The organism is Alphaproteobacteria bacterium (assembly GCA_016722515.1).
Classification (GTDB): domain Bacteria; phylum Pseudomonadota; class Alphaproteobacteria; order Rickettsiales; family JADKJE01; genus JADKJE01.
In genome coordinates, this window is the sequence record JADKJE010000002.1 from 801,831 (window position 1) to 815,180 (window position 13,350).

The following is a 13,350-nucleotide window of genomic DNA, read 5'->3' on the forward strand; positions in this document are numbered from 1 at the left end:
CTTCACTCCAGAGAAGATTGCTCCTATTGGCTCGATTAATTCGTTTATGTAAATAAGCGACTTGTATTGACGCTGTAGCTTGTAGTTATTTTTGTAAAATAATGGTGGGTGAGGTTATAATGATTGCCAAAACATATCCAGTGTACACCATTTGTCGGGAGCTTATGCGCAATGATTCACGCTGTGTCAGTATAAAGTAATAAAAATATGTTATTTAAAAAAAACTTTAATTAAATTGCGTTCTGTAGTATATGTAATAATATAATAAAGTAAATTAAAAATTATTATAGGACATAGAAAGCATGAAAAATCATTATAGAGAACTGTTTGAAAAAGCTCTTCAATCAAATGATATGGACTTATTTAAAGAACTATCTGACATCCTTCTTACTCGTAGCTCCTCTAGATATCAACTATTTTTAGACATCACGGCTCTAGTCCTAGACTATGACAATGATAATGCGTTTATTTTACTTCTTAATATGGGATTGCCAGATAATAAAAAAAGGAAATACATTTTATCTTTAGCAGCAAGATATGCCTCAGGTGATACCATCAAAAAGCTGATAGAAGACCATCGGGATTTAGTAAATAAAAAAAATTGGTCTATTTCGTCAATGGCAGAGGCCCAATTAGCGCTGAATATTTCAGCAGCAAAAGTTTTTCTGGATAGAATGTTGTGGCAAGAACATACTCCCAAACAAATTTTGAAAGAAAAGTATGAGCTCATAAGAAGCTGCATCAGGGAGAAGGATCGTGATAAACTTTCACAGGCCATTGCATCGTTTCCTGAAGCGCTTCACGGGGAAAATGAATTTTCCAATTCTGAACAAACAAATCTATTGGTCTTTGCCTGCATACACAAATCTAATTACGCACTAATCAAGCTTATCAAAGCAGGGGTAATTTTCAATAACAGAAAACCACGCTTGTCACTTATGTATAGGGCGGCAGAGTTCGCAAACTTTAAAGCTATGAAGTATGTTATAGAGCTTGGTGGAGATATAAATGCCAAATATGGCGATGAGAATCAAACAGCGCTTGATATTGCACTGCAACACAAAAAGTTTCCTGCGGCAATCGCACTTTTAGAGCATGGCGCACAAAGCTCGCAAGTGGCTAAATATGCACAACGATTATACGTTGAAGCCATTAAAATGGGGAAATATAAGATGGCTAGCACGTTGATCAATGCACATCCGAGCCGCATTGATAAGAACAAGGCGGTTGCACCTGTAAAAAACTTTATTCCGGAGGTTAATCAGCCCATTCGTACCCGACTCTATGCGGGAGAAGCATTTCCTATTGCTCCCATGGGAAATCATACTCATGAAAAAGTACCGCTGCAATATTCTGCTGGATTTATATCAAATAATAAGATTAAAGAATTGATTCAGTGCGTGTTGAATATTAAAGATCCAGAGAACCTATCAAAATATAACCAATTAATACAAGCAATTGGATCGCATTTTATCCATGAGAAAGACTATGAAAACTTTAAAACTTTATTTTCGAATGATCTTGATATTTTCAAGCATAACAACGGAAATTTTCAATCTAACCGCAATCAATTTATGTATTGTGCAATCCAGAATAGGGATGAAGTTGCCTTACGAATGCTCGTAGATATGGGAGCAGATGTTAAAGAAAACATAGAATACATTTTACCGCCTGGATTCGGCAATCCAGTTAGTGAAAATTTGTTTTTATTAATAGCTCCTTTTGCCAGTGTAGAGATGATCGAACATCTTGTTTCCCAAGGAGCCATTTTCAGCGATTCCACTCAGATGCTTAACGATTATTCTAACGAAAGAGTAACCGATTTACCCTTTTATCGTGCGCTTATAAATGGAAACTTCGCCGCAGCTGAACTATTTCTGAAGTATGATGAAAGGACCAAACAATGTAAAGATTTTGGAGGAAATTTTGGCTATAAATCATTAATAGAAAGTATTTTATGGAGCTTTCGATACGATGATAACGAAAAAATCTCATCACTTATTGAGGCTTCCAGTCCGATCGGAGATTTAAACGATGGGAGACTGGATGGTTGTGCGTCCAAATTTATGGCTTTATTTCAACCCGAATCTCATATAGTCCCATCAATTAAATTCCTTCATGGCTTGAACGCTAATATTGAAAATAATTTTTCAGAGTCAATCAATACTGGTCCATATGGTTGTAATGTTGACGATACACCACTACGTCATGCCTTAATCACGTGTAATTTCGAGGCCTTCTTTGCGTTAATTAAGCTAGGTGCTACTAGAGACACTGCCTGCCTTCGTCGGCTAGCAGAGACGGCGAAAATCCCTGGCCTTACCTATGGGGGGCGAAGGTTAGCGTCATTCTTGGCAATAGATGCGGTAAACTCTCTTGATAGTGAAGCATTAGAATTAGCTATGCATAACAAAGATTACGACAAATGTAGAAAACTGATTGCACAAGGTGCGCCTATTGATTATCGCGACGGTAACGGTAACACGCTATTACACCGTATGATTAAGCAAAATAGACGTGTCGACGATATTTACACTATTCTTGGTTTAATTCTTGAATTAGGTGCTGGTATTAATGAACAGTCGTATGCCGGAAACTCAGCCCTGCATTTGGCTGTAAGCTTCGGATCCCCAGAGCTTGTGATTTTTCTTCTACAAGAAGGGGCTGCTGTTGATATTGTAAATAATAAAGGTAATACCCCGCTGCATTTGGCTGTGTTGAAAAACGAACCATCTATTATCGAGGCTCTCTATGGTGTCGGAGCAGATGTTGCGATCAAAAATTACAAAGGCAAGACTCCGCTTGCGATGGCTGGCAAAGAACAAAATACTAAGCTTAGGGATTTAATCGAAAAGGCATACCCTTGTGATGGACTGGGCCGAAATAAACTCCATCATCACGTTGTGGATAAAGAGAGTCTTAAGTGTCTCAGCGAATGGATTAAAAAAGGACTGGATATTTCAAAACAAGATCTGTTTGGACGTACACCGCTTCATTTTGCTGTCTTATACCAAAACGACGAAGCCGTTAGTGAGCTGCTTAAACATAAAGTCTCTTGCGATGTTAAAGATGTATGTGGTGCCACAGCTTTGCACCATGCTGCAATATTAGGCAAAGATAAGATTGTTGAGCTGCTAATTAAGAGTGGTGCTTCTATTAATGCCACCGATGAAGCTGGCTTTACGCCACTAGACCATGCTAAGAGAGGTTGCGATGCTAATAAGTCGAAAGTTGTTCAAAAAATCCTTATAAGAGAGAACGGTGTTCGCGGCAAAAAGGCGGAGATTAAAGATAAACTCTCGGAAATGCAGAGAGCAGATACAGAAAAATACGAGAAAATCAGGGATGGAGATCAATCTACCACCAAATTAGGAAAGGAGCGCTTTAAAAAGTCACAGGGTCCAGCATTTTCAGCATTATAATAATTATAGGCTGGCTGCTCAAATGATAAGCTAAAAACGCTTAGAAAAATGGTGTGCCTAAAGGGATTCTTCCCCCCGGACACTCAGCTTAGAAGGCTTGCGCGAACCATAATTGCCAACAGATGACACAGACTATTCATTAAACTGTGTCAAGCAATGTTAAGCGTGGATTCTGCCATTATAGGGGCGATTGAGCTGAGAGACGGTAGTAGTCAAATTAGCGACAGGCACTGTCTATTTTAGCAGAATCTTCTGTAGGCACAATAGACCAATTTGATCAATGCGTTTTCAGAAGTAAAAGGAGCGTTAGTTTTGGTATATTTGAGTATCATCCGGTGTGTTCCCTATACAGCATTTGTGGTGTAGATGATTTTTCGGATATGGTCTTCCTATTTGAAGAAGTTGGTCAATGCGTCCTAATTATTTTGCCAAGAGCGCAGGACAACGGTATGTTCTTTACCCCAATTCTCACCTAAATTGAGCACTATCCTAATTTTGATAAATATTCACAACACTTACTTAGTATACTGCGTTTGTTCATTGTTTTAAACTTATTAAAGGACTAAAAATATGTCAAAAAGAAAAGATGAAGGCAGAAAAGAAGAAGGCAGAAATCAAGACCAAAACGAAAAGAAGAAATCTGGAATAAAATTTTTAACTTCTAAAATTAGTAGTGTCGCAAATAAAATTAGAGGAAAAGATCGCGATAATAATGAAGAAAGAGCAGGGTTTTCTGAAAAATTAATAGAGCAAATAAATATAAAATTAAATGAAAACGGCACGGTTGTTGTCCGTCTTCTAGATGATGCTTACGCGAATATCTTTTTAGATGGTCCAAGTGCTGAAGCTCTGGACGGAGCGTTTCAAAGATGTTTTGGTAAAAAAGCTGTGATGTACACTAAACAACATCCAAATGATTCTGGTCTTGAATTTACTGGTGTACCGGCTGATGAGATAGAGCATTTCTTTGTGAATGAACTGAAATTTTATAAAACAGGTTCGCTTATTAAAGATACGACGCCTTATGTTGTTGTTGAAACTGGAACTTATGAAAAAACAGTAGATATTAAGAGTGCGAATACTAATGTAGTCAGACCTTCAGGTTTTTCTGAAAGTAAAAACGAAAAAGAAGAAAGTGTAGCGGGACATTCTTCTAAGATTCCCACGCCTGCTAACAGTTATGCCTCACAGGTATCACCTACTATTACCGTGCCAGGAGTTGCTTCTGTAGTTCCTCAGGAATTCATAAAAAAAGCATATACGGTTGTTTTATACAGATTTGAATTTGATACACCTGAAGCTGCAGAGAAATTTCATACAGAAAATCAAGATAAATATACAAATAAAGAAAAAATGATTCAAGTTGATCCAGAACGTGGTACTCATTTTTTAATGATTACCAAAAACGAATTGAATAAGATTGCTCCACAATCTCAGGCTCAGGGTATCTCTTCATAGATTATTATCCATATTCAAAACACGTTAAAAACTCCTGTCATATAAGGGGTTTTTAACGTGAGACTATTCAAGTGCACAATTTACAGCATTTGTTTGTATAATGTCTTGTTTCAAAACATAGGTTATAAGAAACATGAAGTTTAATAAAATATTCTATTACGCACAAAAGCTCGAAGATGAACAATTTAATGCCAATCCGCCAGAAGAGATAGACGTTAACCGCCTGATTCAAAAGGAGCCCTACTATCGTAATATATCCGAGTCAGATGTTTTCAAACCTAAGACCTTAATTATTTCAGATTGGACTGCAAATCAATGGTATCTTTGGGAAAAGCGACATGCGCGTAGAGTATTAGAGCAGTGGATGGCTCAAGACGGGGGGCAAGTCCTGTACTGGAGAATGTGTTCCTTAGTGCCTTTAACAAGGGAATCGCTTTATAAATTGAGAAAACACACAGTTTATCCGTACTCGTTGGACGCATTGAACAGCATCAAGGCAAAACTCTTCCTGTTATATTAACCCGTGACTTAACTGAGAATCAATGGGCGATGCTCCTTACCGAGTGCCATAAACACAAGGTTACGCTGGCTGTGTCTAACTACCTTGAATCTAACTTAGCCTTACGAAATGGCTCAATACTCCCTCCAGTTACGTTGCCAAAGCAATGCTATTCACATACAACGGTGATTGAAAGCAACGACCCTGATACTACGATTGGGCTGATAAAGGCAGATATGGCAGAAGGTGCTTCATGCTGCATCATTGATGTGTCTGAGTTGCGTAGTGCCGACCTTTTGGTTAAACGTGCGGGCGAGTACGACAGTAATAAACAGTGTTTTATCTTTAGTGAAACCAACGGAGCCTTGCGTCACGCTTTGGATAATAATCAGAATATAATACTAAAGGGTCATTTTTCTGCTGAATTATGCGATGCTTTAGCGCCGCTTTTGATAGCACGTAGCCGTGACCCTAATCTAGTAAACAAGCTCATACTGCTCAGTGATGGTCCTAGTGAACTTAGGTATCTACCTTATGAAACCGACAATGTTGGAAAAAACAAAAAATGTCAGATTTTGGGCGAAGCGCATCATCTATTGACAGATGAACAGCTAGAAAAAGAACCACTTCGCACGTTAGAGGCACGCTTGCGTTATTTGAAACAACATCCTGAGCAAAGTAGTGAAGGGGCGGCGTGGGCGGGTGTTTATACTCTGCCCAATGGGGTAACTATTGCTGATTTCGATTTAGAAAACAGTGCGGACATTACCCAAGCCTTTAAGGCGAACCGTTTGAGCCAAGTGAATGCCGTTCTTGAACATTCTCCCTTTGTGTTGTTAACGGGATTGACCGGGGTTGGTAAAACCACGTTTGTGCAGCAAGAACTTGTTCCTGATAACAAAGGTCTCTATGAAGGGGTATCGCAATTAAGCCAGTGGGCAAAAGATAAAACCCCAGGACGCAAAATCCTATTTATTGATGAAGCAAATATCACCACACGCAACTGGAGTGAATTTGAAGGATTGTTTGATAATAACCCGCCTTCAATCGTTATTGATGGGGTCTATCATGAACTTACGGCGGATCATAAAGTTGTCTTTGCCGCTAATCCACTAAGTTATGGAGCAGCACGTACGCTTCCAACCCTCTTTAAGCGTCACGGTAATGCCGTGCTGTTTGAGCCTATGCCTGCAGAGATGATTTATGAAACACAGTTAAAGCCGCTGTTTAAGGGGAGCGTGCTTGAACCCAGGACGCGGGAACTTGCGCCACTCTTCCTTAATACCTATCGTGATGTGTGCTCATACTCCAAAGATGAAGTGCTCATCTCGCCACGTGAGGTACAGATGATGGCGCTTCTGACGCTGGCTTATTGCAAACAACGCCAGAAAGCTGATCCTAAACAGGTGGCTCATCATTACGCCTACCGTGTCGCACATTCACTGGTACCTGCTAATTATATCCGTCAATTTGAAGAGAAACATAAGCCAGAAGGATCTTTAGTTCGTAAGGAAATCAAATGGCCTGTTAATAATGAATTTGTCGTTACTCCTTCCCGGTATGCTATTGCTCAGCCCATGAATGATTTACTTAATGTTCGGTTGATGCGCCAGGCTGATCGTGAGCTGGCGAACTTTCCTGGATTGGGAGGGATCGTTCTTGAAGGCAAGCCAGGAGTGGGTAAAAGTGAGTTAGTATTTAACCTCCTAAAAGCTAAGGGCTATGTTGAAGCCTCACAAGCCGATGTAAACACGGCATCAAAAATCTATTATGTTATTCCTGCTAGTATGCAGTATAACATGAAGCGCGACACGCTATTGAAGGCCTTCAATGAGGGTGCTGTGGTGGTTATGGATGAGTTTAATTGTGCCTCCATGATGGAATCACTTCTTAATGCGTTGCTTAATGGTAAAACGCCGGAGGGGCAACCACCCCAAAGGCCAGGATTTACGATTATTGGAACACAAAACCCTCCGAGTATGGCGGGAAGGGCTCTAAAAAGCCATGCGCTTTCTCGGCGACTTATGGCTGATCACGTTCCTGAATATACTAAAAAGGAGGTAAGAGAGGTGCTGAGTCAGAAGGGTGTTGAGAGCTTCGATGCAAAAGCAGCAAGCAGTGTGTATGTTAACATTCTAGCTGGGGATCCCCAAACAGCTTTAAGCTTCAGGGAATTAGTGAGGAAGACTACTCGCTTACCGGGCAATAATAAATCTGTTGGAAGTGCAGCAAACGTATGCCACATGCAAGTTTGAATTGCAACGCCACATTCATGTTTTAGGTATAGGGCATGGATTGGGTTGATTGTTTTTGGGGGAGATATTTTAAAATTTTGAAATTACCTCCAGCATCATCATTTATGTAAAAAATATATTCAGGTGAATTTATCGCATTGTTTCATTACATCAAAGCGATTAAATATTATTCTGCTAAGAGTAATGTTTAAATAATTAACCAGTTCGCAATGCGGACACGAGAAAGGAGAAAACGTATGACAAATGAAATTTTATTGTCGGCCTCAACACTTAATGGTAATGATGTAAAAAATGCTGAAGGAGAAAATCTTGGTCATGTAAAAGATATCATGATTGACACGGAAAATAATCGTGTATCCTATTATGTTTTGTCGTTTGGTGGCATTCTAGGCATGGGAGACAAGCTGTTTGCGATTCCACCAGAAGCCATGAAGTTAAATAGGAATGATAAATGTTTTATACTGAATATTGATAAAGACAGGCTGAAAAACGAAAACGGATTTGACAAGGATAAATGGCCCAATATGGCTGATGAGACATTTCGCAGTAATCTTTATCATCACTACAACATTACCGACCATAACGCTGCATAACACGTTGCATATCCAAACGCTTCTTCATTTGCATGAAGGAGCGTTTGGAGTGCGGGGCCTGTTCTAAAATGAAGTGCAACATCTTTTTGATTATCTGTTTCACAACAAACACCATAAGGTGTCGCGCTTCATTTTAGAACAGGCCGGCTCATTTAGTCCGACTTTGCGATACTCCGCACATAATGCGTCCCACGCCCCGTACCTTTTGCTTCAATAAGACCGAAACCCAGCAACTTCTCAATATCCAGTTTCCGAGAAGCCAGGCTGCGGGAAGAAATAGCCTGATATTCACGCTGGGTTATGCTGCCATGCTCATTAATATAGTCTAAAACGAGCTGGTGATGTGGTTCAAGGCGGGGCTTAGCTTCTGCATTATCAGGTAGCATTTTATGCACGCGCTTCAATTCATCGAGGCATAGGTCGACATTTCCCTGGCATTTAATTCTAGTTGCGCCAGCGACTTTGGTGTCAGATGCAGGCTCTTGATCTCACCAAGAGCCTCACCAATTTCACGAATGGTAAAAAGAAGCTTGTCAGTAATGGTATATCGAGGTTTCCATGGCATAACCATAAATTAGCCGTAAATTAGCCAGTAATCAAGTCTTTAAACATCATCGGCCTGTTCTAAAATGAAGTGAAACACCTTATGATGTTTGTTGTGAAACAGATATTCAAAAAGATGTTGCACTTCATTTTAGAACAGGCCAAGTGCCGAGGCTTTGGATAGAAGATATTCACGAAAAGGGTCACACATTTATCGAACTCGATATAGCTTATCTCTGAAAATGACAGATAACGTGTTATAACCAGGTTTAGTAGTTAATGAGACTTTCCTAAAAAATGTCAGAGTGTTGCTCTTCAAACGTGAACTAAGGCAGCTGAAGAATACTATCGCTAACTTAATGAATGAGACCGTAGTAAAGCTAGAAATAAAAAACTAACCACATTGCCACAAGAATTTTCCTTTATCACCATTCGTGTTAATAAAAGCATACGCCACACCACAAGTACCAAAGTTAATTTCAAAAGGCAGTTGTGTCGAATCCAGTTGCAGAAGTAAAACCCAATCATCTCCCTCAGGAGATTCATCTCCCTGGATGAAAAGAGGGGTGCCACCTATCTTGTTTCCAGCAATAGAATTCATGATTTCTTCATAATTTGGGTCGTCCACATCAATACTTTCTAATGCAGGGGCGGCGATATCATTAACAATTTTTAATTGAACATCATATTCAGAAGCTATAGTTGGTCCTACCGCAATTTCTTGAACGTCAGCCTCCAAAACATGGCTAGGTTGGATAATAACGGCATTCTCTCCGCTTTCTGGATCCCACGTTTCAGCATCTCCACCATCTTCATCACCTGTCATAAAAATATAAGCCATTTTACCTTTAGCATTTGGGAAGATGCTCGTATCGATAGCAATTTGACAAATAAAGTTCATTGGCTTGCCGGTTGACCTGCTAATGGGCCACGATGCTTTTTCAAGCCAGACAGGGTTTCCACCAAACTTTGTTTTCAGAGCATCAATTGGCTCGTTAGTTTCTATAAAATTGATGTAAGCCGCAACATTAGTCATATTAGACTGCATCCGTTATTAATTATTGTTACTATTGCTAAGTAGTATATTTTTAACCGTGCGTCAAGTTTTTTATGTATCCTGTATCTTGATTGATGGACATTGATGGACTTTGAGGTCATAATCCAAGTGCACATTATTATGGGGGATAAATGCTTAGCGAAAATGAATTAATAGATGCACTTTGCGTGTATCTAAAAAGCTATGATTATAAAATTGTGGTAGCCCGCACAACGAAAGAGAAGGGAATCGATGTGATTGCTAAAAAGGGGACTAGCCGACTCTTAATAGAAACCAAAGGTGGAACCAGCTCTTTTAATGGTAGTAAGAGATATGAAAAAACGTTTAGTCCTTCTCAGATTTCAACAAGAGTTTCAAGAGGTTCTTATACAGCGGCTGATTTACGCAGTAACGAGCACCAAGGGGAAGATAAAATTGCTCTAGCATTTCCAGATCATCCTACTTATCTTAAGTTTATAGCCAAAATCAGGCTGGTATTGGAAGAGCTTGATATTACTGTCTTTCTTATTGGTGATGATCGATCTGTAAAGTGTTTGCAAGGTCACGAATGTTGGAGATCATTTGATGTTGCTGCTGTTGATAACATCTTGTCCATACCGGGTACATAAGGTTCCCCATGAAAATTCACCGCATTGTTGAATAGGGTTGAGCATGCACCTATGGTTTTATCGCACCCAGCAATGGCGTTAAAGGTGTTACCGATGACTATGTTATTTCCTGACTTCTGCCAAATTTGGCTAGCACTTTATTCTTTAAATTGAGGGGAGTAAGAAAATTCAACTTCAAACTGATTACCAAGCTGATTATTGAGTGTTTCGCAGAGTCGCTTGCCTTCTGAAATAAAAAAGCTTTCTTCTTCTGTAGAATTAAATCCAGAATTTGAGGGATTATCCCAATTTAATGTTTTATCCCATTGTGCTGCCCACTTCATTAAGTCATTTCCCAATTGTAATGAAATCGGAAGAGAAAAGGGATTAATGTTATACTCCTTAGTGTTTGGTTCCCAAATAGGATAACATTGATAATCAGCCATTAATTTTAATTTTCTCATACGCATTCCTATCTTGGGTTTGCTCCTACGATATAACCATTATTGCCAATGGTGATAGCTACATTATATGGTTTTCCATTATATGTGAAAGCGTAAACGGGCCTACCTGTTCCAGTACCCTGGTGGCCTACTATTTTTCCATTCTTCACAGCAGTCATAAGAAAATCGGGAAGTTCTTCTTCTGAAATGCCTAGCTGTGCAAATTGTATGCCGTGTTCCTCAATTATGTGTTGAAGTCCTGCAGATGAATTTCCTGTTTCCAGAAAGACGATTTACCCATCTGCAGTTTTAGTGATTCCAATAATATTTTCAGGAGTATTTTAAACTCCCTTTGATACTAACTCTTGTATCAGTGTATCTTTGGTAGGTGTTGTTGCAGGAGCTCCGGATGAAAGAACCTCTGCTCCAATTCCCTTTGATTTAATAACTCCCATAACAGTTTTAATCGATATAGCACTTGCATAAGCGCCGGCGATTACTGTCTTAACTTAGCAGGTTTTGGAAGGCCATAATCATTATCTTTGGTGGCAAACCAAAAAGGGACACCCTCATGTTCGTCATATTCTGGCAAGGTCCTTAGGCTCTCATACATATACCAGGCTGTATCTGTAAATATTATTTTGACGGGTTCATTTTCGTTATATCTTCTATAAAAATCCAAACAGGATTCTACACATACTTCAAATGCACTAAAATAAACTTCAAATAGCTCAAATAGGTTATGTTTTTTAATGTCCAGCTTTGTATTTTTAATATCCAATTCTAATTCAGTAAAATTTATTTCCTGACATGAGATGGTCTTCAAAATACTTTTTATTTTTTCCATCAACATCGTGGCTTTTTCTAATTCTTCAATTTTTAAATACCTTCGATATAATCTATCTGTTATAGGATTATAGTCTGTATTGTTATCGCTTTGTAAAACAAACTTGCTGATAGCATTAAAAAATGCTTGCATATCTGAAGATGATCCTAATTCAATAATTCGACTTCCACCACAAAATCCGACCATTCGCATTTAAATAACCCCTTTCCAAATCATTATATTACTTCAAGGGCAAAAAAATAATGTAATATTGATCACCAAGTTCAGTTGGCCTGTTCTAAAATGAAGTGCAACACCTTATGATGTTTGTTGTCAAAACAGATAATCAAAAAGATGTTGCGTATGAAAAGATATAACCATTTAAGTTATGATGAAAGAGTAAAGATATCTCAGCTGAAGCAATCTGGCCTGCAGCAGGCCAGATTGCTTCAGCGATCGGCCGTCCAGTGTGTACCGTTTATCGGGAGCTAAAGCGCAATGAAGCACCGCCAGGTCAATATTGGCCGGATACGGCACATCGCCTGGCAGCTGGCCGCCGTTGCCGTCAAGCGCGACTCGACAAGGATATCAAGCTCCAGGAATTTGTTATGGAACACATGCAGAACCATTTCTGGACACCTGAGCAAATCGCCGGTCATCTTAAGCATGGTCAAACCGAGCTAAAATCCATTTGTCACGAAACGATCTACCACTGGATTTATCAGGGTTCCAGACGAAAAGAGAAAATCTGGAAGTTCCTTCCGCGGCATAAAGCAAAGCGGGGACTAAGGAAATCTAAAGGCGCTGGTGCTTCACGTATACCAAACAGAGTCTCTATCCATCAACGGCCCAAGCACATTGATAAGCGGACAACATTTGGTCACTGGGAAGGGGATTTGATGAGCTTCTGTAAGGGCTCTCAACATATTCTGGTTCTCAGGGAAAGACAGACCATGTTTACCCTCAGCAAGCAATTGCCCAGTAAAAAGGCCGATGACGTTGCAAACGCAATCCTTAACCTGCTAACCAAAATACCTCAAAAAGCACGCAAGTCGTTGACTTTGGATAATGGTGGTGAATTTACCCGTCACCAGTTATGGGGGTACAGCACTGGACATCAAAACCTTCTTCTGCGACCCATATGCATCATGGCAAAAGGGCGGCGTCGAGAATACCAATGGAAGACTGCGAAGAGACTTACCCAGAAAAACAAACATTCACACATACAACAAGGAGGATTTCAATGAAACCATTGATAACTATAACCTAACACCACGCAAAAAACTCAATTGGATAACTCCTAATGAGGCATTCCTAAAAAAATGTCAGAGGTTTGCACTTCAAACTTGAATGTGGCGTTTGCAATAGCAGAGAAAGTTCGTTCCCCCTTTTATTATGGGCTATTAATTCGTCTAAACTTTTAAAACATGAATCTGGGGGATAATCATCTGAAAAAGTTTCTTGATATTGTTGATTCCAAAGATCAATTTGCCATTTTAACACATCAGATATCCTTAAATCAGCTAGGTCAACGTAGCCCATACTTTCTAAACCTGGATCAAAAATAGGAGGAGCACCATAAGTTGCTCCGAATCTTAAAATCTTCATAATGGCTTCCATACGCTTACTGGATTTGCACGAACGATATATCCATTAGATCCAATGCC

General features: G+C 39.5%; 14 protein-coding genes. 7 read left to right on the plus strand and 7 right to left on the minus strand.

The features are described 5' to 3' along the window. Positions 1-302: 302 nt before the first annotated feature. The 5 genes from IPP74_08445 (at position 303) to IPP74_08465 (ending at position 8,227) form a co-directional block, all read left to right on the plus strand. Entirely contained in the window at positions 303-3,422 is a 3,120-nt protein-coding gene (locus tag IPP74_08445) for an ankyrin repeat domain-containing protein (protein ID MBL0319301.1), read from the plus strand. Positions 3,423-3,992: 570 nt separating this feature from the next. Continuing rightward, positions 3,993-4,880 (plus strand): hypothetical protein, encoded by an 888-nt coding sequence (locus IPP74_08450; GenBank protein ID MBL0319302.1) that lies wholly within the window; start codon positions 3,993-3,995, stop codon positions 4,878-4,880. 133 nt (positions 4,881-5,013) lie between these two features. Beyond that, positions 5,014-5,400, plus strand: coding sequence for a hypothetical protein (locus IPP74_08455; protein ID MBL0319303.1), 387 nt, complete (start codon positions 5,014-5,016; stop codon positions 5,398-5,400). A gap of 71 nt (positions 5,401-5,471) precedes the next feature. After that, positions 5,472-7,634 (plus strand): AAA family ATPase, encoded by a 2,163-nt coding sequence (locus IPP74_08460; GenBank protein ID MBL0319304.1) that lies wholly within the window; start codon positions 5,472-5,474, stop codon positions 7,632-7,634. 236 nt (positions 7,635-7,870) lie between these two features. Beyond that, positions 7,871-8,227, plus strand: coding sequence for a PRC-barrel domain-containing protein (locus IPP74_08465; protein MBL0319305.1), 357 nt, complete (start codon positions 7,871-7,873; stop codon positions 8,225-8,227). A 152-nt stretch (positions 8,228-8,379) separates the two neighbouring features. Here IPP74_08465 and IPP74_08470 read toward each other — a convergent pair whose 3' ends face one another. The 3 genes from IPP74_08470 to IPP74_08480 all read right to left on the minus strand — a co-directional run bounded on the left by IPP74_08470 (position 8,380) and on the right by IPP74_08480 (position 9,806). Continuing rightward, the gene (locus IPP74_08470) at positions 8,380-8,622 is read right to left on the minus strand and encodes a hypothetical protein (protein ID MBL0319306.1); all 243 of its coding nucleotides are present in this window, start codon (positions 8,620-8,622) and stop codon (positions 8,380-8,382) included. 5 nt (positions 8,623-8,627) lie between these two features. After that, positions 8,628-8,792, minus strand: a complete 165-nt coding sequence (locus IPP74_08475; protein MBL0319307.1) for a hypothetical protein — start codon at positions 8,790-8,792, stop codon at positions 8,628-8,630. A 372-nt stretch (positions 8,793-9,164) separates the two neighbouring features. Continuing rightward, positions 9,165-9,806, minus strand: coding sequence for a DUF1963 domain-containing protein (locus IPP74_08480; GenBank protein MBL0319308.1), 642 nt, complete (start codon positions 9,804-9,806; stop codon positions 9,165-9,167). Between the two features lie 152 nt (positions 9,807-9,958). Here IPP74_08480 and IPP74_08485 point away from each other — a divergent pair, with 152 nt between their 5' ends. Then, on the plus strand, positions 9,959-10,435 hold the full coding sequence (locus tag IPP74_08485; protein MBL0319309.1) for a hypothetical protein: 477 nt from the start codon (positions 9,959-9,961) through the stop codon (positions 10,433-10,435). Here the strand turns inward: IPP74_08485 and IPP74_08490 are convergent. From IPP74_08490 to IPP74_08500, 3 genes are all read right to left on the minus strand, one after another. Further along, positions 10,369-10,560, minus strand: a complete 192-nt coding sequence (locus tag IPP74_08490) for a phage BR0599 family protein (protein MBL0319310.1) — start codon at positions 10,558-10,560, stop codon at positions 10,369-10,371. The genes IPP74_08485 and IPP74_08490 overlap by 67 nt on opposite strands. Positions 10,561-10,572: 12 nt before the next feature. After that, positions 10,573-10,860 (minus strand): hypothetical protein, encoded by a 288-nt coding sequence (locus tag IPP74_08495; protein MBL0319311.1) that lies wholly within the window; start codon positions 10,858-10,860, stop codon positions 10,573-10,575. Between the two features lie 493 nt (positions 10,861-11,353). Beyond that, positions 11,354-11,896 (minus strand): hypothetical protein, encoded by a 543-nt coding sequence (locus IPP74_08500; GenBank protein MBL0319312.1) that lies wholly within the window; start codon positions 11,894-11,896, stop codon positions 11,354-11,356. 254 nt (positions 11,897-12,150) lie between these two features. Between IPP74_08500 and IPP74_08505 the strand changes: the two genes are divergently transcribed. Continuing rightward, positions 12,151-12,930: an IS30 family transposase gene (locus IPP74_08505; protein MBL0319313.1), complete on the plus strand. Its 780-nt coding sequence runs from the start codon at positions 12,151-12,153 to the stop codon at positions 12,928-12,930. 67 nt (positions 12,931-12,997) lie between these two features. Here IPP74_08505 and IPP74_08510 read toward each other — a convergent pair whose 3' ends face one another. Next, entirely contained in the window at positions 12,998-13,291 is a 294-nt protein-coding gene (locus IPP74_08510; GenBank protein ID MBL0319314.1) for a hypothetical protein, read from the minus strand. Positions 13,292-13,350 lie beyond the last annotated feature (59 nt).